20 protein-coding genes are annotated in these 25,654 nt (G+C 34.2%); 12 read left to right on the forward strand and 8 right to left on the reverse strand.

The genetic code is table 11. From position 1 onward, the window contains the following. The first annotated feature begins 45 nt into the window (after positions 1 to 45). Both IGI65_RS03045 and IGI65_RS03050 read left to right on the forward strand, forming a co-directional pair. A complete protein-coding gene (locus IGI65_RS03045; RefSeq protein WP_438773192.1) occupies positions 46 to 1,956 on the forward strand; it encodes a BglG family transcription antiterminator in 1,911 nt (636 codons plus the stop codon). After that, positions 1,949 to 2,578: a YczE/YyaS/YitT family protein gene (locus tag IGI65_RS03050; RefSeq protein ID WP_438773193.1), complete on the forward strand. Its 630-nt coding sequence runs from the start codon at positions 1,949 to 1,951 to the stop codon at positions 2,576 to 2,578. Before IGI65_RS03045 ends, IGI65_RS03050 begins: the two co-directional genes overlap by 8 nt. 79 nt (positions 2,579 to 2,657) lie before the next feature. Here the strand turns inward: IGI65_RS03050 and IGI65_RS03055 are convergent, their stop codons facing one another. Together IGI65_RS03055 and IGI65_RS03060 are read right to left on the reverse strand one after the other, a co-directional pair. Further along, complete coding sequence (locus IGI65_RS03055; protein WP_438773194.1) at positions 2,658 to 4,043, reverse strand: M24 family metallopeptidase; 1,386 nt, start codon at positions 4,041 to 4,043, stop codon at positions 2,658 to 2,660. 36 nt (positions 4,044 to 4,079) lie between these two features. Further along, the gene (locus IGI65_RS03060; RefSeq protein ID WP_438773195.1) at positions 4,080 to 4,316 is read right to left on the reverse strand and encodes a hypothetical protein; all 237 of its coding nucleotides are present in this window, start codon (positions 4,314 to 4,316) and stop codon (positions 4,080 to 4,082) included. 172 nt (positions 4,317 to 4,488) lie between these two features. On the opposite strand from IGI65_RS03060, the gene IGI65_RS03065 reads away from it, so the two are divergent. Beyond that, on the forward strand, positions 4,489 to 4,896 hold the full coding sequence (locus IGI65_RS03065; RefSeq protein WP_438773196.1) for a hypothetical protein: 408 nt from the start codon (positions 4,489 to 4,491) through the stop codon (positions 4,894 to 4,896). A 403-nt stretch (positions 4,897 to 5,299) separates the two neighbouring features. Here IGI65_RS03065 and IGI65_RS03070 read toward each other — a convergent pair whose 3' ends face one another. Then, positions 5,300 to 5,956: a Crp/Fnr family transcriptional regulator gene (locus IGI65_RS03070; RefSeq protein ID WP_071865282.1), complete on the reverse strand. Its 657-nt coding sequence runs from the start codon at positions 5,954 to 5,956 to the stop codon at positions 5,300 to 5,302. Positions 5,957 to 6,180: 224 nt separating this feature from the next. Between IGI65_RS03070 and IGI65_RS03075 the strand changes: the two genes are divergently transcribed. The 5 genes from IGI65_RS03075 to IGI65_RS03095 all read left to right on the forward strand — a co-directional run bounded on the left by IGI65_RS03075 (position 6,181) and on the right by IGI65_RS03095 (position 12,336). After that, on the forward strand, positions 6,181 to 6,501 hold the full coding sequence (locus IGI65_RS03075) for a hypothetical protein (protein WP_071865281.1): 321 nt from the start codon (positions 6,181 to 6,183) through the stop codon (positions 6,499 to 6,501). A 180-nt stretch (positions 6,502 to 6,681) separates the two neighbouring features. Further along, positions 6,682 to 7,890: an MFS transporter gene (locus IGI65_RS03080; protein WP_071865280.1), complete on the forward strand. Its 1,209-nt coding sequence runs from the start codon at positions 6,682 to 6,684 to the stop codon at positions 7,888 to 7,890. A 17-nt stretch (positions 7,891 to 7,907) separates the two neighbouring features. After that, positions 7,908 to 8,075 (forward strand): hypothetical protein, encoded by a 168-nt coding sequence (locus IGI65_RS03085; RefSeq protein WP_169818350.1) that lies wholly within the window; start codon positions 7,908 to 7,910, stop codon positions 8,073 to 8,075. Between the two features lie 822 nt (positions 8,076 to 8,897). After that, positions 8,898 to 10,748, forward strand: coding sequence for a ThiF family adenylyltransferase (locus IGI65_RS03090; RefSeq protein ID WP_438773197.1), 1,851 nt, complete (start codon positions 8,898 to 8,900; stop codon positions 10,746 to 10,748). After that, positions 10,741 to 12,336: an ATP-binding cassette domain-containing protein gene (locus IGI65_RS03095; RefSeq protein WP_095006906.1), complete on the forward strand. Its 1,596-nt coding sequence runs from the start codon at positions 10,741 to 10,743 to the stop codon at positions 12,334 to 12,336. Before IGI65_RS03090 ends, IGI65_RS03095 begins: the two co-directional genes overlap by 8 nt. 167 nt (positions 12,337 to 12,503) lie before the next feature. Here IGI65_RS03095 and IGI65_RS03100 read toward each other — a convergent pair whose 3' ends face one another. Both IGI65_RS03100 and IGI65_RS03105 read right to left on the reverse strand, forming a co-directional pair. Beyond that, on the reverse strand, positions 12,504 to 13,622 hold the full coding sequence (locus tag IGI65_RS03100; RefSeq protein WP_095006905.1) for a permease prefix domain 1-containing protein: 1,119 nt from the start codon (positions 13,620 to 13,622) through the stop codon (positions 12,504 to 12,506). 204 nt (positions 13,623 to 13,826) lie between these two features. Next, a complete protein-coding gene (locus IGI65_RS03105) occupies positions 13,827 to 14,153 on the reverse strand; it encodes a PadR family transcriptional regulator (protein WP_016173204.1) in 327 nt (108 codons plus the stop codon). Between the two features lie 383 nt (positions 14,154 to 14,536). Here IGI65_RS03105 and IGI65_RS03110 point away from each other — a divergent pair, with 383 nt between their 5' ends. Then, the gene (locus IGI65_RS03110) at positions 14,537 to 15,022 is read left to right on the forward strand and encodes a hypothetical protein (protein ID WP_438773198.1); all 486 of its coding nucleotides are present in this window, start codon (positions 14,537 to 14,539) and stop codon (positions 15,020 to 15,022) included. Between the two features lie 47 nt (positions 15,023 to 15,069). Next, on the forward strand, positions 15,070 to 16,362 hold the full coding sequence (locus IGI65_RS03115) for an adenylosuccinate synthase (RefSeq protein WP_071865278.1): 1,293 nt from the start codon (positions 15,070 to 15,072) through the stop codon (positions 16,360 to 16,362). Between the two features lie 215 nt (positions 16,363 to 16,577). On the opposite strand, the gene IGI65_RS03120 is transcribed toward IGI65_RS03115, so the two are convergent. Together IGI65_RS03120 and IGI65_RS03125 are read right to left on the reverse strand one after the other, a co-directional pair. Continuing rightward, on the reverse strand, positions 16,578 to 17,333 hold the full coding sequence (locus IGI65_RS03120; protein WP_438773199.1) for a sensor histidine kinase: 756 nt from the start codon (positions 17,331 to 17,333) through the stop codon (positions 16,578 to 16,580). A 526-nt stretch (positions 17,334 to 17,859) separates the two neighbouring features. After that, positions 17,860 to 18,594 carry a LytR/AlgR family response regulator transcription factor gene (locus IGI65_RS03125; RefSeq protein WP_438773200.1) on the reverse strand — a complete coding sequence of 245 codons (735 nt, stop codon included), beginning with the start codon at positions 18,592 to 18,594 and terminating at the stop codon, positions 17,860 to 17,862. 611 nt (positions 18,595 to 19,205) lie between these two features. Between IGI65_RS03125 and IGI65_RS03130 the strand changes: the two genes are divergently transcribed. Both IGI65_RS03130 and IGI65_RS03135 read left to right on the forward strand, forming a co-directional pair. Beyond that, the gene (locus IGI65_RS03130; protein ID WP_438773201.1) at positions 19,206 to 22,694 is read left to right on the forward strand and encodes a Spy0128 family protein; all 3,489 of its coding nucleotides are present in this window, start codon (positions 19,206 to 19,208) and stop codon (positions 22,692 to 22,694) included. 471 nt (positions 22,695 to 23,165) lie between these two features. Continuing rightward, positions 23,166 to 23,951, forward strand: coding sequence for a sulfite exporter TauE/SafE family protein (locus IGI65_RS03135; RefSeq protein WP_438773202.1), 786 nt, complete (start codon positions 23,166 to 23,168; stop codon positions 23,949 to 23,951). Positions 23,952 to 24,462: 511 nt separating this feature from the next. Here the strand turns inward: IGI65_RS03135 and IGI65_RS03140 are convergent. Further along, positions 24,463 to 25,503 (reverse strand): DHH family phosphoesterase, encoded by a 1,041-nt coding sequence (locus IGI65_RS03140; RefSeq protein WP_438773203.1) that lies wholly within the window; start codon positions 25,501 to 25,503, stop codon positions 24,463 to 24,465. Positions 25,504 to 25,654: the final 151 nt, after the last annotated feature.

The following is a 25,654-nucleotide window of genomic DNA, read 5'->3' on the forward strand; positions in this document are numbered from 1 at the left end:
AAAGCAAAATTTTCTGCAAAGTAGATGCTAGAGGAGTTGAAAAAAGTGGCCACCAAAAGACAAAAAGATATTGTTGCGTATCTCACAAAAAATCAAAAACGTTGGGTGACTGCAGGCGAACTAGCAAAATTTTGTGGTTGTACTACTCGGACTATACGCAATCAAGTAGCTAAATTGAATGAAGAAGAGCAACAAATTCTTTCTAGTACGCAAGGTTATCGCATTGATGAAAATAAGAAGAGTTTGTTAAAACCTGATTTGGATGATACAAAAGAAGATCGTAAGGCACAATTATTTTTATTGCTACTCAAAAGCACAGCAGCCGGAATAGATCTTTATGATTTAGCTGAGAAACTGTATATTTCAGAATCCACGTTGAAAAATGATATTCAGGCCTTGCGACAAGAAATGCAAACAAAGAATTTAAAAGTCACCATCAGTGATAATAGAATTTATTTAGCAGGTTCTGAACGTGATAAAAGACGATATATGATTTCATTACTCTATGATGAAGGAGACTACCAAGAAAAGCTTAAGTATCACATTCAAGATATGATTGGTGAAATCTCTTTAGCAGATTTAGAACGAAGAATTCGAGATGTTTTAGCACTGAACCAAATAAAAATAAATCAATATTCCATGAATAATATTGTCTTACACTTTGCTATTAGTATTGAACGGATTTGTCAAGGAAATAACTTGAAAATTATTAAAGATTATCCGTTAAACATTCATTCTACTGAATACCAAATAAGTAAAGAAATTACAGATATTCTCGCCCATTTTTATCAAATTGATTTTTCAGATTCTGAAATTCAGCAATTAGCGTTACTATTTGTAGGGCTACAAAATGAATACTTAACAACTCATAAAGAAAGTAAATTATCAGAATTTGTTGAATTGCGTTTTATTAAAGTTTTGCAAGAAGTATTAAGTGACGTAAAAGAAACTTATCTTATTGATTTACAAGATGAAGCTTTTTTTAATAAACTCGCTATTCATTTGCAAAGTTTATATGATCGCTCGCAATATGAACGCTTTACTCGTAATAGTAGTTTATTAGATATTAAAACAGCCTACCCTTTAACTTACGATATTGCGGTCTATATTTCGATGTTATTACAAGAAAAATTGGCGATTTGGTTTAATGATGATGAAATTTCTTTTATCGCTTTGCATATTGGTGCTTATTTAGAAAGTAAAAAAGATAGCGGGCCTAAATTAAGAGTATTAGTTGATGTAAATGATTATCACGATTTTGAAACAACGAATATTAAAAATCTACGTAATGCTTTAGAAAAAGATATCACCATTGTAGATGTAAAAAATCAATTAAATGATATACAAAATTGTGATGTTTATTTAACCTCAGATCGGGAAAAAGCAGTAGAAGTTAATGGGGCCGTATACGTTCATCCCATCTTAACTCGAAAAGATTTGGAGAAAGTGCAAAAGCGAGTCACAGCGAAGAAAAAAAGTTGTTGGCGTCAAAAAATGTTCAGTTATATTGATCGCTTCATGGTAGAAGAACTTTATATTGGTCAGTTTGACCCTAGTGATAGCACACCAGAAGCTATTCGACAAAAAATGTTTCAAAAAATGTTTGTGTCAGGTTTTGTCGACTCAGAATTTTCTAAAACGATGGAAAAAAGAGAAGCAATGTCGCCGACAAGCTTTCCATCAGGGATTGCCGTTCCACATTCCATTGAACAAAACGCACAAAAGAGTGCGATTTCAGTAATGACATTACAAGAAAATATACGCTGGTGCAATTATTCTGTGGAAATGGTAGCACTGGTTGCCATTGCGCAAGCAGAAAGTAAAGAGTTCAATGAATTCTTTGAAATGTTTATTGAAATAGTTTCTGAGCCAGTTAACGTCAAACAATTGGCAGCTACCGATGACTTTACAGAATTCATTTTAAAATTAAAAGTATTGGTGGATGCGGATGAATAATATTTGGAAACGAATCATAATTGTATGCCTAGGAACTGTAATTGCAGGTTTTGGTGTACAACTCATTGTTACGGCTAACTTAGGTTCTGATTCTGTGAGCACATTAATTTTAGGCTTATTACAACATACGACTATCCCTTTTGGTCGTTGGAGTCAGCTATTAAGTCTTTTGTTTTTACTGAGTACTTTTATTTACAAAAAAGAGTTATTAGGAGTTGGCAGTCTCATTAATACTCTTTTATTTGGGGAAGCAATTTCTTTTTGTGCTAATTTTGTGCAATTTGAAAACAGTCGTCCTGCAATAATAAATTTTATTTATTTACTTTTAGGCTTCACTTTAATGGCTCTAGGAACAGCCATCTATTTAAGAGCAGATTTAGGAGCGGGCCCAGTTGAAGGAATTATGTTTTGTCTTTGTGATAAATTACAATTCTCGTTGAAGTATAGTCGAATCTTAATTGATTTTACTATTGTCTTAATAGGTTTTTTATTAGGAGGATCAATAGGAATTGGTACTATTTTTGCAATTTTTGCTCTGGGGCCGATGATTTCAGCTTTCTTACGTGTTTTTAGTATAATTAAGGCGAAGATTAGCTATCCACTCCAAATAACAGAAAAATAAATTTAAAAAGATAACCCGCGCAAAACCAGCTTAGTTGGATAGTTTTGAGCGAGTTATTTTTGGTTATAAAGAATGTTTCTTATTCTTTTACAAAAGCCAGATCTTTGGCTAAGAAAAATGGCGTATAAAAGGCCACGCCACTGGATAATGGTAATACGTGATCAGGCAAGGCAATGTTAAGTTCTTGGCGAATGTATTCTTGGCGAGCTTTTATGCGTTGCCAGACAGTTGGATAATTTGCCGCTAATTCTTGGCGCAATTTGCTGTCGGCTAAGGCAATCCCATTTTCACAACTAGCACCGGCATAACCCGAAACAGATGGGATAATATCAATTTGCAAGAGCATACCAGAGGTTAGCGGATGCGGTGAATTTTTTTTGACAGGAGATGATAACCACTCTTCGTCTGCAGTTAAGTGTCCAGGGTTTAAGTGCCAATGGTAAGTTTCTTTAGGCAAAACGGCTTCAATCATTTGATATAATTGCCCACCGGTCATGCCAAGTTCGATTTTTTCGAGCCAAGTTGTCACCGCATTAAAGTAAGGTTTGGCAACTTTTTCTAAATAATCAGTCTGATCTTGGGGTAATTGGTTCTCATTATGAACAGCATAGCCACTGCGACTTGCTAATCCACCTTTAAAGCCTGTTGTTAGTGACATCTTATCGCCCAATTGTACTTTTTTATCAGTCGGCGAAATAAAGGCGTGAGAAAAACGCTCGCCGGTAGCTGCGATGGGCATAACATTTGGTGTTTGTCCGTAACGGGTCAAATGAGTACCGATTTCCATTTCAGTTTTGTCAATCGCAACAGCATCCAGAGCATTTAAAACGCAGTCAGAAGCTAAACTTGAGCCAAATTCATAATAGGCAATTTCGTTAGCGTTATTTATAGATCGTACGCCTTTTTGAGGATCAATGAAAAGGTCACTGCGGTTTTCAATCTTACTGTTAGGAGCAGCTTTTTTGACGGCTGTGACGATAAAGTGAGGAACATCAAAAATTTGGCGATTATTTTCATTGGTAGTGGTAAACATTTTCCAGCCAACAATACCAATGCTTGCTTTTGAATCAGAAATTTTTGCCTCCTGTAAAACAGTTGTCAGTGTTTTTTCACCTGCCATTGGCTGGTCAGGTAAAGAAAATTGAGGATAATGCAGCAATGTTGCTGAGATACGGCTGTGTTGATTTAGTTTTAAATTCTCATTGCCCGCCACAAAAAAAGCGGTACCATCTTGGTGCAAAATGAGTAAGCTTTCTTCAAAACGTGTCACAAAACCGGTTAAGTAAGCAAAGTTTCCACCGTGCTCTAAATCGCAATAAATAATCAGGCTATCGAGTTTTTCTGCCCGCATTTGGGCTAAGACTTTTTCTTTACGACCTAGCATTGTTTCGTCGGTCAACTGATAAATTTTTGCCTCGTTGTCTCTTTTAGGAGGCATTACTTTTTTTAATTTAATTTTTGTCATGGAAGACCTCTTTTCTTTTGAAATAAGTAGTACAAATTAATGCAGTGTCAAATAAAGACCAAAACCGATTAAAAATAACGACACAATAAGGTTAATAAAAAAACCATAAATATTTTTTGAGTTCAAGTTGTTGCCCATATTTTCATTTTTGGCTACAAGAATACGATTGTCGGTAGAAAAAAAACGTCCTGTACTTTGTTTACGTTTCATCATGTTAGGAATTTGTGCCAAAGGGTAAAATAATAATAAAAGACCTAATACGAACATAAGCATCCCAAATACCTCCTAATTAATAGTGTTAGCTGATTATTACACAAAAGATAACATGGTGTTCTCCTTTAGTATACTATTTTTGAAAGAAGAACGCATTTTTAGGAAGGGATTAACTAAAGCAATTGGAAAGTTTTCTGCTAAACTAAAAATAGTGTAGGTAAAGGAGAGTCTAATGGAAAAAATATTGCAAAAAATTCCGGCGCTACTAGCGAGTAAAATTTCAATCTTCATCTATTTATTTTTGTTTTTTTATCTGGTTATTTTTGCCTTTATTACAAAGATAGTACCAGCAATTCACACTTTATCACCAGATAACAATGTACAACTGATTTTGGGCAATTATACGAATGTGTTAAGTGCCTTAGGAGCTTCCATTGCAGCGGGAAATGGTGTGGTGGTCCGTTCGCGGATGGATAAAATGCAGCGCCGTCATGAAGATATGCACCAAGAATTGACGGATAGAATTGCAGAATTACATGTGAAATTGGAACACTTGGAAGCTTTGCGGGTAGCTGAAAACGCAGAACCTAAAAAGGAGACAACAACAGCAATCGCAAAAGAATTGGAAAAAGATCGTTAAGAGATAGCAATTGTCCGTTTTAAAACATGAATTAAAATAGGGCAAAATAAACATACTAAGATTAGAGGGAAGAGTCAGTGACGACTGATTCTTCCCTCTATTTTCATTTTTTTGGATTATAGTGAGAAGTGAAAGAAAGTTCGAATATATCTCAGAGGATGTGACAAAAGTCTTGTTACATCTTCTTTTTTTGAATAAACTGTGTGACAAAAGTGAAGTGCGCCCTCTAAGTTAGACCAGAAAATCTAACTTTTGGGACGCACTTCAAAGCAGCTTCTTCTTAAATAAGACGGAATTTCCTAAAATTTGAAAAACAATTTTCAGAAATTCCGTCTTATTTCGTGATGCTAGTCGCTTCTGTCACAACATCTTTTAGTATTTGCTTGAAAAAATTTGCGCTTGGCTAAAAAATAATATTATCTTTAATAATTTCAAGATCTAAAATAAGAATTTTGCGTTTTTTAATAGTGATTGCTCCCATATCTTTTAGCTGCTGCATCATGCGATTGACGCTACTAGCTGAAGCAATACCACAAAAGTGAGCAATTTCTTCGTTGGTGACGACAAAATCGATCAGTAAGCCATCTGACGTTTTGACACCAAAAGTATCGTATAGTTCATATATTTGCGTACAAACAGCACCAAATTTGCCGTTCATTAACATTTGCTGCATGCGTTTCATGGAGTGAAGCAGCCGCACTCGGTAATAATCTTTGACAAAAAGCTGCAAGTCTAGATTTTGGTTGATGTCTTTCCAAAATTGGACTCGATCAATTTGATAAAGTTCTGCTTTGCAGGATTCAACGCGAATGTTAAAAGGAGCATCAATAAATTGGGAATATTCATCTTTTAATAATGAGACAATTTCTAAACTATTGATGTAGCGCAGATTGAACTCTCGGCCATCACGGGAGATGACGCTGGTTTTAATTGTGCCACTTTTTAAAATGTAGACATTTGAATCTTGTAATCCTTCATAAGTTAAATATTTTTTCTTTTCCTTAACCACTACCGGAAAATCATGAGCTTGCAAATACTCCTCCAACACGCGATTATCCATCTAAGCAAACGCTCCTTACCCTCTTTTGTGCAATTTTTCATTTTTTTTCAGAAAACATAGTTAGCTTTATTTAAACTGATAAAAGTAGGAAAAACAATAACAAATGTTAATGTTTTTTGTTTTTATATTTTATTTTAAACTTTTTTTTATCACAAAATCGCATTTTTTCTTTGCTGTTGCTGGCTATACTAAGTCCCACAAGGAAAAGAAAGAAGGAAATTTTCATGAAAGAATGGCAAGAAATGATTTTTGAACGTTTGGATGCAGCATATCAAGCGCGATTTGAAAAAGATCAGGCGTTAATTTTCTTAAATGACGCCTATCAAGATGCTTTATTTTGGAAACTGGAAGTAAGTAAAGAAGAAAGCCAAGAATTTACTGCTTTTATGCAAGAGTTTATGGCGGTGCGGGATTTATTTATTAGTCTTTTAGTCGATCGCTACCCTTCAAATTACCGCGAAGTAGAAGCAAAATTAGAACATTTGCGTAGTGGCAACCAAGTAGAAGTCGCCTTTACTTCTAATTTAGCCGAATCTTTTGCTTAACGCATTACGTAATTAGTTTTAAAGCAATATAAACAGGAAGATTGTTTTTTAATAACCAAAGGAATTAGATCTTTTTCACGCAGGGTGGAAGTAGGCAACTAAAACTATGCCACCGAAACATTTAAACAGTCATTTTCTATTTTTGAAGAGCTAGACTGTAAAATTCTAGGAGGAAATTCGTTGGAACACAAGGAAGAAAAATTATTCAATAAGGGCTTTATCAGTATCACCCTCATTAATTTTATTGTTTATTTGGTTTATTATTTGTTAGTGGTAATTATGGCCGTCATCGCCCAAGATAATCTCCATGCGACGTTAGGACAAGCGGGATTAGCGACAGGTATTTATATCTTAGGAACATTATTAGCCCGTTTAATTATTGGGAAAACTCTTGAACTATGGGGCCGTAAAGCGGTACTGCGTTACGGTGCATTATTTTATTTGGTCACGATGATTGCCTATCTTTACATGCCGACTATTGGCATGATGTATCTGATTCGCTTGTTAAACGGTTTTGCTTATGGAACGGTTTCAACCGCGACTAATGCAATTGTGACCGCCTATATTCCCAAATCAAAATACGGAGAGGGCATTAATTATTATGGGTTATCAACTAGTTTAGCGGCTGCGATTGGTCCGTTAATCGGGATGGTACTTTTAAATACCACCAATTTCTATTTCATTATTATTTTCTCCATCGTTTTAATTTTATTAACAACGATTGCTTGTTTTTTCTTCCCGGTCAAAAATATTGTCTTAACGCCAGAACATCGCGCACAATTATCCAAATGGACTTTTGATAGTTTTGTGGAAAAGAAAGTTGCCTTTATTTCATTTATTGGCTTTTTAATGGGGTTAGCTTATTCAAGTGTCTTGGCTTTTTTATCTTCTTATGCCAAAGAAATTCATTTAGTAAGTGCTAGTTCACTATTCTTTGTGGTTTACGCTCTTATTATTACTTTCACTCGGCCAATGTCAGGACGCATTTTTGACTTACGTGGGGAAAACTACGTAATGTATCCAAGTTATTTATTTTTAACTGGCGGTTTATTTCTTTTAAGTATCACCAATGCCAGCTGGATGTTACTAGTAGCGGGGGCTTTAATTGGTTTAGGCTATGGGACTTTCATGTCAAATGGCCAAGCCATTTGTTTAAAAGTCAGTGAAGACCACCGCATTGGGATTGCGCTATCGACTTATTTTATCGGTCTTGACTTAGGACTTGGGATTGGACCATTTATTTTAGGAGAATTACGCAGCATGTTATCTTTCCAAGGCATTTATTTAGTGGCAGGTTTTTTACCGGTTGTTTGTGCAATTTTATATGGCATTTTTTATCGGGTCAAAACTACCGACACACTAAAAGAGGAATTACCGGTGGAAGATTAGAATCTGGGGGTTAAAAAATGAATAATGAGCAAATCACAGTGTTATTACAACAAGTATTGGTGAAATTAGAAGAAACCGATCAACGTTTGGCTGAAATCAAAGCGCATGAAGCTGCCCACGTAAAAAGCACTGAAAAATATCTTTGCGCCATTCAAGAAGTGATTCAAAACAATAACGTCATGTAGTAAAAAATCGTGAGATAAGTGTCAAGTTATGGATAACACAATTAGAGGTTGTAACAGAAACGGGACAGTTTAAAGAAATTTTGACTTATTTGAAAAGAAGATACTTCAGAAATACCGTTTATATGTAAAAAATATGGCAATGTTTTTGTCATAGCACTAATTATAAATAAAAACAGTTGCAGGCTAGGCTGTTTCCTTTTTTCGACTTTTAGTTAAAAGAAGAAATTGAAGCTACCCTTGCAACTGTTTTTTTACTAGCTTATTTTTGAATGCATTTCTTATAATTTCTAATGTCTATGTTCTCCATTTTAAATATTTTGATCAAGTGATTTCTAATTTGGGAAATAGTTCTCAAAAAAGTCACTTGCTATAAATATTTAACCGTGTGAAGCTCGTGTGTTTATAGTTTTTGTTCAACCAAAAACTAACGTAAATATATCCTAATAAGTTATGAATATTATTTAGTTATGTATATCTGTATGATATAAGTTGAAAACTGGTTATTGCTATAAACTTTATGACTTAGAATTATTTAACTACAGAAACTACAACGTAAGTATCGCCATTTTGCTCTTCAACTAGAATTTTTTCTTCAATAATAGACATAGCTCTCACCTCCTTATAATAGAAAAGAATTACTTAAATACTGAGACTGCTACATAAGTATCTCCGTTCTGTTCGTCAACAGATACTTTTTCTTCAATTATTAACATAATTACATTCCCCCCTTTTCTATTTGCTGTGTATATTGTATACTTAAAAAAAGAAAATATCAAATATTTATACATATTATTTTTTCTTTTTAAAATAAGGAGTGATAAGATGAAGAATGTATTTAGGTTGAAAACAGAACTATATTGGATTCTAAAGGAAGATTATATTGAATTTTTCGGAAAAAATGACGAGCTTAATAGAAAGCTATGTACAGATGATATCGAAGGGGTATTTGACTTTTTAGAGTATATTTCAGAAGGAAGGACTAACGAGGAAATTGCTAGCTATAATTCATTAAGTAACGAAGAAAAAATGAAGATAATTGAATATTTAGAAAAAAATAAATATGCAATTTGGATGGAGGATCACTCAATTGGCAGATCCGAAGCATTCATTAATTCTATTCCCAATGTTAACTTTCAAGATTATAAAGAAAAAATTGAAATGACAAATATATTAATTATCGGAGTGGGTACTGCTACTAGTTATGTATTAGAAATACTTTCAAAATTGGGTATTAAAAAATTCACATTAATTGATGGTGACCAAGTTGAAAAGCGAAACTTAGAGGCCCAAAACTATTCTAATGATGACATAGGAAATTATAAAGTTAGAAGTTTGGAAAAAAAATATGGAAGACACATGGAATTAAAGATATTTACCCAATATGTACAGTCTATATATGAATTGGAATTGTTGGTAGAGCTTAATGACTATGATTATATTATTAATGGGGCAGATCAAATTTCATTGATGATAGGATTAATAGAAGCAAAAATCAAGCAAAAATTTAACGGGATCTTAATTGAAGGTGGATATGGAGTATTAAATCAAAATATATACATGATTGACAACATTGAGTCAGCCTTGGAAATTCAAAGAAGTTTGAAAGAATTTTCTTCTGGCAATAAAAGATGGATTGTAGATAATAATGGTTCAATTTTCAATTCTATATTCAGTGCATTCTCCATATCAAAATTGATTTTTGACAAAATTTTAAGTATTAATGATACTAAAATTGCATTTGGAGATTTTTTACAAAATAGATATTTCGTTGGTGGTAAATATGAAAAAATCATGTATGAAGATTTTTCGGATAGTATTCAAAATAATATGAATTATAAGCGCAAAGTAAATAACAAAACTGAACATTGGATTCCTAAAATTAATAAAAGAAATGTACTTTCCATTCATCCAAACTACGATGTTACTTCAAGTCTCTCTGCGGTTGAAAAAGAATTTTTATTAAGAAAAGGTAGAAATGATTTTATCCAGATAGCAGAATTTAAACAAGAAAAATTAGTTATTAGTAGCTTGTCTCTTACTGAAGACAATGAGCAAAAAATCATAAACAGATTCTTTTCATTTATATTAGAGAATTTTGGAGAAGATATACATAATCGTGTGGCTTCAGTTCATAAAAACGGCATAATAACGGAGCAAAGCTTGAATAGAAAGCAACAAAATAAGACGATATTTATTCGAGATCAATGGATAGTATTTAATACACAATACAGCAGTGACTTTGAACGAATTATAGGAGAAATTCATGAACTGTTACATATAGTATTTTGGAATATAACGAATGATCCTTATGAACATGAAAGGTTCGTAATGGAATGGGAACTAAGATTTTTTGAAGTAAATAATGTGAAAGGAACGATTTCACATGAGTTATGTAAATATTATTTGAAGACAAAAATGATTTTATTTGTTAAAAATTATGCAATTTCTCACTATGAAAAAGCTGTTATTACGGACACCCTACCAAGATTTCAAATTGATTTTAATGATTTGACAAAGTATCGTTTAGATAGTTTTGTTAAGGTTTTAAATCAGCAAATACATTTCGAAAAGCCATTCTATTTATTGAAATATCTCCAATCTTTTGAACGAAATCAGTATTATTTTGAAAAAATTTTGAATGAAGAACTTTCTTGGGAGGGAAACGATGAGTAAATATTTGAAAATATATTGGAAGCAAAATCTGATATTGACTCTTATAATTACTTTTGGTGCGTGTAGTCAAATATTAGCTGGAGTTATGAATGCCCGGGCATTTAACGCGCTAATATCATTGGATTTAGAAGACTTTTTACAATCGATGTTAATTATATTTTCATTGTTGTCTTTTTATATCATATCATTATTAATAAGAATTCCCTATGAGGCAAAAGTAATTCAAATGATGTCAATAAAAACACGTGAAGACATTACCAAATCTTTTGAAAAAATGACGTATCAAAATTATCATAATTATAAAGCCGGAACCTTTGTTTCATGGTTGACGAATGATATTTCAACAATTGAGCAGAATGGTTATACTAACCTATACGCGTTGTTAACTTTAATTATTGAGATGGTCTTAGCAGCGATAGCACTTATGTTCTTTCATTGGAGTATAATTCTTTTTTCTATTGTCATTTCTGTGGTGACGATTTTTTTACCTAAGTTGGTACAAAAAAACGTAAATATCGCTATGAGCGCATTATCAAAAGAACAAGAAAATTTTGTTATTTCAGTTACAAGTGTAATTAAGGGATTTGATACATTATTTGCTTATAATTTACTATCAGTCTTAACTCAAAAAGTTTTAAAAGCATCAGATACTTTAGCAGATAAAAAAATTAAGCAGATGAAATCACTAACGTATAGTGCGATTTTAGGAGCTAGTGGAAATGTAATAGGACAAGTAGGAGTGCTTGTCCTAACGGGTATTTTAGCTTTTCAAAGAGTAGTGTCGATAGGGTCAATAACGGCTACAGAATCGTTAAGTAATAAGATTTTTAATGGTTTAGGGAATATTACGAATATTATCGTTGAGATGAAGACGGTACAGCCTATATTTGAAAAATTTGAACAACTTACTGTAGATAATAATCCAAAAGAATCTTTTGTAATAAAAAATGATGAAATAAAAATAGAAAATTTGAATTATAATTATGGAAAATCATTACTTTGGCGAAATTTATCCTATATTTTTAAATCTGGCGGTAAGTACGCCATAATAGGAGCTAGCGGTAGTGGAAAAACAACACTACTTAATATCTTAAATGGGAAACTTTCAGATTATATTGGTTCTGTGACTGTTTATGGAAATGAATTGAAGACCGTAAATAACAAACAAATCAGAGATGAAATTATATACTTAGATCAAACACCGTATATGTTTGAGGGGACTATACAAGAAAATATTGAATTGGGTCAACATTTTCTTGATGAGGATTTGTGGACTGCGCTAAAAGATGCAGGCTTAAAAGAATATGTAAAGTCATTACCAGATGGCTTAAATACGGATATCGGTGAAGATGGGAGGAATCTTTCAGGAGGACAAAAACAACGATTAGCATTAGCTCGCGGTTTGATCAGAGGTAAGAAAATAGTTCTTCTCGATGAAGGAACCTCAAGTCTAGATAAGCATAACGCCATAGAAATTGAAAGTAACCTTATGAGTAATCAAGATATTACCCTAATCATGGTTACTCATAATATCCGCGAAGGTATTAGAGAAAATCTTACAGGAATTTTAGATTTAAATTCAATTTAGGTTAAGCTTATGATGCAATCTAACCAAATTTATTCGGGCTAATTTTCTATCAATTTCTTTGTTTACGAGGATTATCTTAACAAAAAAACTTTCTAGCAAACCAGAGTACATTACCCATTTGCTAGAAAGTTTTTATTGTTTAAAAGTTTGGCATCTTTTTAGTGGTCTTACCGTTTATTTTTGAAATATTTTAAAATGCTGTCTTGAAAAATTCCAGCGATAACAAAAATTAACCAAGAATATCCCCAACCATGAAACACAAAGGACCAAATAAAATAAATCACAACGACAACCGGCCAGTAAATGGTTGAAAACATTCCGACAATGGGCGCATTTTTGCCATATAGATGTTGGCGAGCATTTGGTCCGGGTTCTCCTTCATCGGAAATAAAAATCGAACCATTATCAAAGCGTTTGTAATAAGTTTGCACGATACTGCCATAAATAATTAGAAAAGCACCTAAGCCGGCGATAATCAAAAACAAGGCAACGCCAAAATATTCGGCATATTGAAAAATGAAAATCGGCATAAACGAAACAATACAAAGAAAAATTCCGACTACAAGTGACAAGCTAAAACTACGATGATATTGTTGAGCGTACATTTTACCGGTGGCACGGACTTCTTCTTTAATTGGTCGATCATCTAAAGCTTTATGGGTACGCGTGAATTTCATCCCAGCAGTGATAAACATCCCGACTGCTACTGCCACTAATAAGAAGAAACTTGCTAACCCTATACCTTCTACACCTCTATTAGCTAACAAAATCAGTGAAGCGAGCGCTACGACACACAATAAGACCCCGCTGGCAATGAAAAGGGCAAACTGGCGAATCATGCGCCAGTAATCTTCAGCTTCGTCTAGGGTGATTGGCTCGGCATAATTTTTGGCGTAATCTTCTTTGGCATAATCTGAAGTGTCCCAATCTTGTTGGTCGGAATTTTCGTGGTTGGCACGCCAAGCTGCTTTTGAAAAATCTTCTTCATCAAAATTGAAATCTTCATCTAAACTATTTTGGGATTGTTCATTTTCTAGGACTATCTTTTTCTCTGAAGTAGCTTGTGGCATTTCCCGCTGTACACCTAACTCATCAAGTAATTCATCAATTGAGCCAAATTCGGTAATTACCGCCCCGATTGCTTCATGTTCATTTTTTCCTTCAGCAATTAATTCGTTATAATGATCTTCCATCAATGCCAGTAAATCTTCTTTTGCCTTTTTTGTTTCCGGCGTGACGGGGACATTTAAAAACAAACTATCTAAATATTCCACGATAATTTTCATTTTTATTCCTCCTTGTTTGATTGTTGTTAGTTGGATTGAAAAATTTTTGTCAGGCTAACAACAAAGTGCATATTTCAAGTTATAGCTGTATTTTAAGGAGTTTATCTGATGTGAAGTCAGGTGACCTTTTATTTTCCAGCTCAAATTGAAGTCGTTTTGTGACAATATATTTTCAGACGTGTTAAAAATTAGGCAGTGCTTGTGTTATGAACCAATTAAAAAGCGATCGACTACTTTTTTTGTCTGACTCCATTCGGCAATTTTTTCTGCTAAAGCCGTTTTTCCGGCAGCGGTAATCGCGTAATACGTGCGCTTTTTGCCATGGGTCACTTCCCCGGGATAAGCGGTAATGAGACCTTGTTTTTCCAAGCGGGTAAAAGCGGAATAGAGTGTCGTTTCTTTGATGACATAAATTTCATCGGTGCGGGCTTTAATTTCTTTTGAAATCGCATAGCCATAAGAATCTCCTTCAGCCAAAATTGTTAAAATAATCGCGTCATTATAACCGCGAATGCCATCGCTTGAAATCATTGTGTCACCACCTTTTAAAATTACTTCATCTGTCGTAATAATAATAGCATGTTTACTACGACAGATGAAGTAAAAAGTAGTATTTTAGTAAAAATCAGTCGCAAGGCTGATTTTTTACGAAAGAAATTTGAATAAATTGGCGGAATAATTTTGGCTAATTTTATTTTGACATTAAAAAGTTGCCCTCTTTTGTGGCGTTTTTTGACACAACTGCTGCTTTTTTCGTTGTTAAGGTGAGGATAAAAAAATCAGGTCAGCGTTTTGTGAAAGATGGTTAAAATCATCGGTGCGCTTTTTTGCGTAATATTTATTACGCAAAAAAAGCGTAACAATACCACACTAAACGAGGAAATACAGGTCAATAAAAAAAGGAGCAAAAAGTGATGTATATCCCATTTAATGCAAAACAAGTTTTTGGCTTAACGGCTAAAACACTAACCAAACGCATGAAAAACTATTATCAAGATCAACGTTTTGATGAAACGATTTATTTACAACTATTGAAATGTTTTCAATTAAGAGTACGCTTAAGCTCGGCAGCTGAATTTCCAAGTGCTTGTTTTCAAGCAGAATTAACGCAGATTTATCAAAAGGAAGAATGGAGTTTGTGGCAATTACGCTTTTTTATTGATTTGAAGCATTTTTTTAGCTTGCATCAGTGGCTGCTATTAAAAAGGCACTATTTAGCAAAAGTTCGTCAGCTGGGTTTAATGCTTTTGTGTCGCATAAAGCAAATTAAAAAGGTGAGAAGTGAATTTGGAAGTAAAATACTAGAAATGGCGAAGGCTCTTTTTAATGTTCGTGTTTTGGTTAATTTGAAGAAAAAATTAAAATCATTATTCGAGAATAAGTTGAATAATTCCAGTTAACCTGATACAATAGTTCAGGATTGAATAAAAGAAAATGAGGTGTTCGTATGTCATCAGTAGTAGTTGTGGGAACACAATGGGGCGACGAAGGAAAAGGAAAGATCACTGACTTTTTAAGTGAAAATGCAGAAGTTATTGCCCGTTATCAAGGTGGCGATAATGCAGGACATACTATTAAATTTGATGGTGTGACTTATAAATTACATTTAATTCCCTCAGGTATTTTTTATCGGGAAAAAATCAGTGTCATCGGAAACGGCGTCGTCGTGAACCCGAAATCATTGGTGCAAGAACTAGCTTATTTAAAAGAACATGGAGTAGCAACGGATAACTTGCGTATTTCTGATCGTGCCCATGTGATTTTGCCTTATCATATTAAATTAGACCAATTACAAGAAGATGCAAAAGGCGATAATAAAATCGGTACCACGATTAAAGGTATTGGCCCAGCTTATATGGACAAAGCAGCCCGAGTGGGGATTCGTATTGCCGACTTACTGGATAAAGAAATTTTTGCAGAACGTTTACGGATTAATTTAGAAGACAAAAACCGTCAATTTACGAAAATGTTTGACAGCGACGCCATGAATTTTGATGATATTTTTGAAGAATATTACCAATATGGTCAAGAAATTAAAAAATATGTAACGGATACTTCTGTTATTTTAAATGACGCTTTAGATGCGGGCAAACGCGTATTATTTGAAGGTGCGCAAGGGGTTATGTTAGATATCGACCAAGGAACTTATCCTTTTGTAACCTCATCTAATCCAGTTGCCGGTGGCGTTACCATCGGTTCAGGGGTTGGCCCATCTAAAATTAATAAAGTAGTCGGCGTATGTAAAGCTTACACTTCTCGTGTCGGCGATGGCCCATTCCCAACTGAGTTATTTGATGAAACAGGCGAACAAATTCGCAAAATCGGTCGTGAATACGGTACGACAACAGGACGTCCAAGACGTGTTGGTTGGTTTGACTCTGTGGTGATGCGTCACAGCAAACGCGTTTCAGGGATCACCAATTTATCCTTAAACTCTATTGACGTATTGAGTGGACTTGAAACAGTTAAAATTTGTACTGCTTACGAATTAGATGGCGAATTAATTTACCATTACCCAGCCAGCTTAAAAGAATTGAACCGTTGCAAACCGGTCTATGAAGAGTTACCGGGCTGGTCTGAAGATATTACAAATTGTAAAGACTTAAGTGAATTACCAGAAAATGCGCGTAATTATGTGCGTCGCATTTCAGAACTAGTCGGCGTCCGCATTTCAACATTCTCTGTCGGGCCAGACCGCAACCAAACCAATATTTTAGAAAGTGTTTGGGCTCAAATTTAATTTAAGCTAAAAGAAAGGAGATGCGACAAATTTTTGTCGCATCTCCTTTTTTGCGGATAAACGGTGTTAAAGAAGCAACTTCTTTTTAAATAAGACGGAATTTCGTCAAAACTTGAACAGTAATTTTCTTAAAATTACATCTTATTACTTGAAACTAACTGCTCTACCATAACCTTTTTTAGCTTATTTGAGTAAAACGAATTTAATTTTGTAGCTTAGTGCAACATAAAATGCAACAAAACAGAAAACTCTGAATCAGTACTAGAAATGAAAAAATCAAAACAAGAATATTTTTTACTCATTTTTTGAATAAATGGCAGTCCTAATCCTTCATGATTAACTTTTGAAGTGCTGCCTTTTTTTAATATTTGAGTAATATCAGGCTTTTTGGTAACACTATTTTTTACTAAAAAGCGAATATCTTTTGTATCAGTATAATAAGAAAGTTGAATCTTGCCTGGTTTAGACAAAGACTGGGTACTCTCTAAAGCATTGTTCATGACAATTGAAAGGCATCTTAAAAAATCAATCAATGGAATGGGAATAGCTTGGCCGGCATCATTAATTTCAAGTGTCACGGGAATATTTTTTTCCTTACAACGTGCGATAAAGTCTAATAATAGTCCTTTGACTGCAGGATTACTGACCGTTGTTAATTGCAAAAAATGATAGTTATCAAAATACTGTGCGCTATCTTGTAAAACATCTGTTAAAAATTGTTTAGCACCACAAAGATTGTCAGTATCAAGGTAAGCCTGTAACGAAACGAGGATGGAACGGAAGTCGTGACGATATTCCCGCGCTTTTTCATAATAAGTTTGCTCTTCTTGTAAGGTTAATTCGAGATTTTCAACAGCAACTTTTCTTTGATAGCTGATATTTTTCATTGTTAGAGCATAAAATAATAAAAATATGACTAAGAAAAGAACGACAATCATGAAAAGATTAGGGAAAAATGCCCCTTTCAACATAAGATGATACTCTAAAATAACTAAGCAAAAAAAGATCGCAAATAAAAAAATCCCTTTTTTAAAATTGACCGTACTCTGATAATTGAGCATCTGCCAAAAGTGGTGTTTATCACTAATATTACGCAAAAGATTTGTAATGATTAATAGTAAAATGGCTTGGGTGATGATAAGTAAACTAATACGCTGTTCATTTGCAAGAAAATATAATAAGTCAAAATATTGCGGAACAAAATTTGTCACAAACCAGGTTGTGGCAACCAGCCCAAATGCTAAAATAGAAAAAATGGCACTGAGAGAAAAGTCTTTTATGAAGGCTGCTGTCATAAAAAATTGGATTATAAAAAAAAGTAAGATGTTAATAAAGATAAAATTATCTTGAAATAACATGCCTATCACGAAAGTTATAAAAAGAAATAACGTTAAGAAGACAGTATTTCTTTTTGAAAGTAAATTTCCATATAAAATGGACCACAAAATGATGATGTAATTCAATGAAAAAAGTGAGACGGTTTCAGCAATGCTAATCTCAAACACCTTCTTTCAAGTGTTTCAATATTTTCTTGGCGCCAATTTTTCCCACATCTAAAGTGCTCCAATCCGTGAATTGTATCAATCCTTCTGTCGTAAAAACGCTTTTCACATAATCTGGGTTAATAATAAATGATTTTAAATCACAAATCATAGAGGTGCCAACTACCTTGGCTTTGATTACTTTTAAGCGTTCTTTAATTAGTACTTGTTCCTCTGTAGTTTGAACAAGCAAGGTACTGCGAGTGCCAGGAAGAATAGAAATGAACATAATCTGTGCAGTAGGAACAAATAACGTGTGACTGCCACAGCTGAAAGCTAGCTTTGTCTCTTTCATAGCACTACTATCATTACAAAGATTGTCCAGTAACAAGTAGAGTTTTTGCTCAATCTCTTGTTGTGGTTGGTCTTTTAAGATATAGCCTGCTGCATTAATTTGTCGGTTAATAACAGTAACGGCTTTATCTTCATAAATAGTTAAAAACACGATGGGACATGATTCATTACGCTGACGAATTTTTTCAGCCAAATCAATACCAGTAAAAAAAGTATTTAAATTAATATCTATAATGAATAAATCATCAGATAAAATTGTGAGGCAGTCGAGCTCTTTATAAAAACGGATTTCATTTTTTACATCGATAATTTCAAAATCAGAGGAAGAATATGCCGTTATAATATTTGCAACTTTTTGACGGATGATGAAATGATCATCAATAATGAAAACGCGCATTATTATCACCTCAATGAATTAGTAGAACCTGAGTCAGTATGATTCAGGTTTTTTAATAGTTATAATCTTATTTTATTATCAAATATCAAATATATTTTAATTCTATTTGAAGAATAATGAAAGGTATATCAGAATTTTTAATGTTTTAGCTGAAATAATATCCGTTATTATTCACGTGATTCATTAGAAGTGATTTTTGTAGGACAGAAAAAAGTTGAATTAAACGTGATGTTTTAAGAGTAGTTAAAATTGCTCCTCAAAACTATTTGAAAGCGATTTCAAATTAATTTTTCAATTTCACTTTTTTGTTACGATTCAATCAGGAAAATGATACTTTTTGCCTTACATGAACAAACAATCAGAGTGAAAGTAAAAAGTAGCAGTATCTACTACGCAACGATAAAAGATAAGGAGGAGAATTTAAAGTGGGAGAGGGCAAAAAAGCTGATTGACATTGGAAATGGGAGTTTTTCTTTGGCGAGAATTTGATATCAAGTAGGAGTAGATGAATGTCTGACTAATTCATATAAGAACAATTAATACTTTCACACAATTATGAAAATCAGAGATTAAAAATGCACTATTTTAGAAATGAAAAAGGGGATAGAATTATGGCAAAAAAAAGATGTATGAGTCTTTTCATGATTGGTGTATTGCTCATTCAGTTTTTATTTCCAATGAATGCTTTAGCGGCAGGGCAAGACGTATGTGAAAAGCTTAACGTTACTTCAAAAAAGATCCTCATTAATGACAAAGAATATGAATCAGCAACAGAGGTAAAAAAAGGAGATAAATTTCAACTTGAAGTGTATTGGAACATTTCAGATACTACGGGAATAAAGGCTGGTGATTTCATTTATATACCAGTGAAAATCAGTGGGGTAGACATACAGACCACTATGGAAAACAGTTATTCTTTAAAACTTGAAGGTTCGAATACTGAAATTGGGCGTTGGGGAGTTATCAAAGAAGCAGAGGGGCAATATTTGATAAAATGCACATTCAATGAAGAAATTGAATCGAAAGCATCTTTGAAAAATGGAAAATTTTTTGCAGGTGGCGGAATTACTTCAAATGATACTGTTGTTATTGAAATAGCTGACGGTAGTAGTCCAATCGAAATTCCTGTTACAGAAGGTGGTGGAGGAAATCAAATCGGTATCATCCGTCCTTCTGGGAATATGGAAAAGTGGGGTTGGCAAAATAATAACGATGTGAACCGTGTTAATTGGGAAATTGGGGTCAATCGTAGTGACTTTTTTGATTTTTTAACAGGAAAAATAACAGATATCCAAGCTGCGACAAAAAAGAATGTGTTGTTTATTGATGAACTACAAAAAGGACAGACTGTGCGTAGCTTATCTCCTTGGGTTGCTTTTCCATTAGTTGTGGAATATCAAGGTCAACTACAACCTGGTACTCCTTATGCTATTTCGGGAGAATTTTTAGGCGCGCAGAATTTCAAAAAGCTAGAATATCAAAACGGTGAAACGGAATCTGAATTTAAAGAAAAAGTAAAAAATACGCCCGCTCCTTGCTATGGTATTTTTCCAAAAGATAAGCATACAGCTGAGGCTAATGCGCCTGATGACGGTGACTATCTTTATTTTAATGCAGGCGATTTGCCAGGTACATTGCGAGCGAATTTTACCAAAAGTGATTTGTATGCAGCAGTTGATGGTTTAAATGTACCCGAGATTGTTAAAGAGACTACTAGAACAGCTTATGATCGTTACTTTTCTGATTTAGGTGTAGCGGCCAATGATTACGTGCCTGTAATGAGTCCTATTATCAAATTTTCTACAAATGTTCCAGAAGGTACTGCTTCACAAGATATTGTGAATACGGCTCGAATCGAATATAGTAATAGCTCTGTCAACAGTAATGAGTCGATTGTTGAGTATAAAGATTTTAATGGTACTGTTGGTGCAGTAGAAAAAGGCAATGTTCGCCTTGAAAAACGAGATGCACAAACGCAAGAAGCAATTCCAGGAGTTTCTTTTGGCTTATATAAAAAATCAGGAGATCAGCTCACTCTTCTTGATAATAAACAGACAAATAGTGAGGGAATAGTAGAGTTTGAACAAATTGGCATTGGAAATTTTGTCATTTTAGAGCTGAAATCGTCTACGCATGATCAAAAATCCTTAACAATCCAAAATGAACAAGGCCAATCCGTACCAGTTAAAGATTACAATGTTGATGGCTTAGATTATAAAGGATTTGAATTTTCGGTTACAGGCGATGAAAGTGCAGGCTTGAAATATATCGGGGAGAATCAAAAGAAGATTGCTACTGCAAGTTTTACCGTAGATAAGCGGCTTACAGGGCGAAATCTTTTAGCCAATGAGTTTCAATTTGAGTTGCGCGATAGCGAAGGCAAACTACTTCAAACAAAAACAAATGACAGTGATGGAAATATCTATTTTGATGCACTATCTTATGAAAAAGCGGGTACGTATGATTACACCATTACCGAAGTAAAAGGTAGCGATGCCACAATTACGTATGATAAAAAAGTTATAAAAGCCAAAGTAACAGTGAGTGATGAATCCGGACAATTAGTGGCCAAAACTGCGTATGAAGGAAATACAACATTTGAAAATACGTATACGCCAAAATCTGGTAGTGTTGTTTTAACAGCTCAGAAGAAACTAAATGGAAGAGCTTTGAACAATGGGGAATTTACGTTTGAGTTACGCGATAGCGAAGGCAAACTGCTTCAAACAAAAACAAATGACAGTAATGGAAATATCTACTTTGATGCACTATCTTATGAAAAAGCGGGTACGTATGATTACACCATTACCGAAGTAAAAGGTAGCGATGCCACAATTACGTATGATAAAAAAGTTATAAAAGCCAAAGTAACAGTGAGTGATGAATCCGGACAATTAGTGGCCAAAACTGCGTATGAAGGAGATACAACATTTGAAAATACGTATACGCCAAAATCTGGTAGTATCGTTTTAACAGCTCAGAAGAAATTAAATGGCCGGACGTTAAAAAATGGGGAATTCACGTTTGAGTTGCGCGATAGCGAAGGCAAACTACTTCAAACAAAAACAAATGACAGTAATGGGAACGTCTACTTTGATGCGTTGTCTTATGAAAAAGCGGGCACGTATGATTACACCATTACTGAAGTAAAAGGTACCGACGCTACAATTACGTATGATAAAAAAATCGTAAAAGCCAAAGTAGCGGTGAGTGATGAATCCGGACAATTAGTAGCCAAAACTACGTATGAAGGAGATACAACATTTGAAAATACGTATACGCCAAAATCTGGTAGTGTCGTTTTAACAGCTCAGAAGAAACTAAATGGAAGAGCTTTGAACAATGGAGAATTTACGTTTGAGTTACGTGATAGCGAAGGCAAACTGCTTCAAACAAAAACAAATGACAGTAATGGGAACGTCTACTTTGATGCACTATCTTATGAAAAAGCGGGCACGTATGATTACACCATTACCGAAGTAAAAGGTACCGACGCTACAATTACGTATGATAAAAAAGTTATAAAAGCCAAAGTAACGGTGAGTGATGAATCTGGACAATTAGTGGCCAAAACTACGTATGAAGGAGATACAACATTTGAAAATACGTATACGCCAAAAACTGGTAGTGTCGTTTTAACAGCTCAGAAGAAATTAAATGGAAGAGCTTTGAACAATGGGGAATTCACGTTTGAGTTGCGTGATAGCGAAGGCAAACTGCTTCAAACAAAAACAAATGACAGTGATGGGAATATCTATTTTGATGCGTTGTCTTATGAAAAAGCGGGCACGTATGATTACACCATTACCGAAGTAAAAGGTAGCGATGCCACAATTACGTATGATAATACCAAGTACAACGCTCAGGTAAACGTGACAGATAATAATGGAAAATTGACGGCAACTTCTTTGTATGAGAAACAACCAATATTTAGAAATACTTACACACCAAGGAAAGTAATAAATAAGGAAAACCCACAAACGAAAAAATATCCAAGAACTGGAAGTAGTCAGTCTTCTTGGTGGATCGTAACAGGAGGGTGGATCTTATTTGGTGTTATTAGTATTTTTCTTTATCGCTTTACTAAAAAACAGCAGTAACTTAGCGAGAAGATAAAATTTTGAAAGTTAATTATTTCAAAAATTGCCAGTAATTAGAAAATTATTTGGCGTAAATGTAAAAATTACCTTAGGAGATGCGACAAAATTTTATTGCATCTCCTTTTTTACATATAAACGGTGTTAAAGAAGCAACGTCTTTTTAAAGTAGCTGAAATTTCGTCAAAAGGTGAACAACAATTTTTTTAAAGTTTTGTCATACTGCTTGAAGCTAACTGCTCTATTTGTAACCTCTTTACAATAAAGAGCTGATGCCAGTTTTATAAAAGGGAAGTTCATGCCGTTTTTAGCCAAATAAAAATAAGAAGTAATAAAAGGAGTTTTACTGTAGTCAAAATTTTCTTTCTTTTGTACACTTTTAATTAAGTAGGAATGAAAATTTTTGATAACTGTAAAATGTATCCGTTTTACTTTTTGTTAGGCTTCTATTTTGCTTTAAGGAAAGGACTTTTTATGTTAATTGGCATTATTTATTTTTTAGTCATTGTATTGGCAAATACAATTGGGGCAATTTCGGGTATGGGTGGAGGCGTAATCATCAAACCTGTTTTGGATTTGCTGGCAAAAGATTCTGTGGCGGCCATCTCCTTTTACTCCACAGTAGCAGTTTTTACGATGTCTTTGGTTTCGACTTGGCGCCAAGTAAAAAATGGTATTTCACTTAATTGGCGCTTGGTGGCTTTTATTTCAGCCGGCTCAATTTTAGGGGGTGTTGGTGGAAATGTAGTTTTTGAAGGACTGCTTTTATTTTTAGCCGATGAAAGCTTGGTGCAACTAATTCAAATCACATTGACTATTGTAACCCTCATATTTGCCCTTTTATATTCTCGCTTTGATTGGAAAAACTATCATTTTGACTCTTTGATTAGTTATTTTTTATCAGGGCTGGTCTTGGGCTTTTTGGCTAGCTTACTTGGTATCGGTGGCGGACCCATTAATGTGTCGTTATTGATGTTACTGTTTTCGTTTCCGATCAAAGAAGCGACAATTTATTCGATAGCGACTATCTTTTTCTCGCAATTGGCTAAAATTGTCACCATTGCATTTGGCACGGGCTTTGGACGCTATGATTTAACGATGTTGTTTTTTGTCGTTCCGGCGGCTATTTTAGGCGGGCTTTTGGGTAGTCAGTTCAATCATTTGCTTGCGTCCAAAAAAGTGACTTTGGTATTTCAAGCTGTAATTGTTCTCGTGTTATTAATTAATTTTTATAATGGTTGGCAAATATTGGCAAAATAAATTAATAGTGATAGAAAAGATACAGGTGCAAAGCAGAAATTGTCAGTTATTTGACTAAAAAATAGTGCACTTGTCGTAAGTGATGATAATAGTATTTATTCAAATTTTTGTGCTAAGTGAGATTGTTAGAATGTGTTTAAGAATAAATGTTTATGGAATAAAGCCTATGTATTGCTCTTTAGAATCGTTTTTAGGATTGATTCTAGAGAGCTTTTTTGTGTTATTAATTGTAACTAAAGGGATAGAAAACGAGTTTTTTTCGGTGTCTAGCAAAATGAACTAACTCTCTACGGTAATAAGCCAAAATCGTAAGAAATTAAAGAGACAATTTATTCCGATTTCGTCTTATTACTTGAGAGCTAAACGAGTTCCTTTTGCTTTTCTTATAATCCAGCTTCACGAACGAACTCTTAGCGACATTAAGTCGAAATTATAAGAAATTTGAGGAACAATTTAATATAATTCCGCCTTAATGCTAAAGAGTTGAGCACGTTCATTTAGCTTTTCTTATTTACCGTTTTAAATCTAAAAAGAGAGTAGGTGCTTGTTCGGGATTTTCACTATCGGAAATGAAGTATTGAATTTCAGCAAAGGCACCGCCTGAAGCGCGTTTGTGGCCCCCACCGTTAAAATAACGTGCAGCTAGAACGGAAAGATCGATATCGTCGTTATTGGTACGTAATGAAACGCCTTTACCATTTAAAACAAAACTAAAATCGACTTCTTTTTTGGTTTCAGGATGTTCTAAGCGTGCTAAGGCATTGCCTAAAACAGAGGTATATTGTTCTCCAAAAGAATAGGCAAAAGTTTTGCCATCAAGAATACCAAATTGCGCTTTTAAAGTTTTGCGACGTACATAATCTTCTTCTTTTTCTTTTAAGGCAGCGATGATTTCAGCATAGTCCTTTAGTAATGGCAGACCGGCTGACATAACACTTCCCATAAGTTCAATGCGTTTATCCCAACTATAAAAATAGAAAAGATTGTTAAATTCAGCGGCAGATTCTTTGTACGCTGCATTGGGATTTAATTGCCAATCCCAGCAATCATAACAACGGATAATATCGGCGACATTGGCCAAACGTTGCCATTTTTCATCTTCAAATAATTCTGTCGGCATTTTTCCTACTAAGATTTTAAATAAAACGCTGGTGGCGGAATGTTTTAGTTCTGTCGCTTCATCGCTCACGATAATGGAGGCGTTGTGAGGATAAATTTCGTTGACATGAACGGATGTGACATGGTGGTCAAAGATGTGCCATGTGATTTCATTATCTTTACAATAGGCTGAAAGTTGTGAAATCACCTCATCAGAAGGACAAATATCTGTAATATAAAGTTCTGTCACAGCTTCTTCATTGGTTTGGATGAAATTTAAAATGTGTTTATCAATGGTGCCGTCAGCTCCTGGTTCAGAGTAGCCTACAGGAAGGTAATTTTCGGCTACGTAGCCTTTTTGCTCTTGCAAAAGTGCTTGTAATAATAAAGCCGAGCCCACACCATCTAAGTCAGTGTGAGAAAATTGTTTGATTAAAGTTTTTTTGTTTTCCATTTTGTTGCCTACTTTCTAATTGCTAGTAGCGGAGAAATTCTTGAATAGACAAAATTGGCTGAAAAGATCGTCACAGTCACAAAAAACGCTGTAGTTACTGTACTACCTAATTTATAGTCGCCTTTTGTTTTTGACCAAGGTGAAATCTGCT

The sequence above is a fragment of the Enterococcus sp. DIV0755b genome (assembly GCF_051713765.1).
In the GTDB taxonomy this organism is placed as follows: Bacteria; Bacillota; Bacilli; order Lactobacillales; family Enterococcaceae; genus Enterococcus_C; species Enterococcus_C canintestini.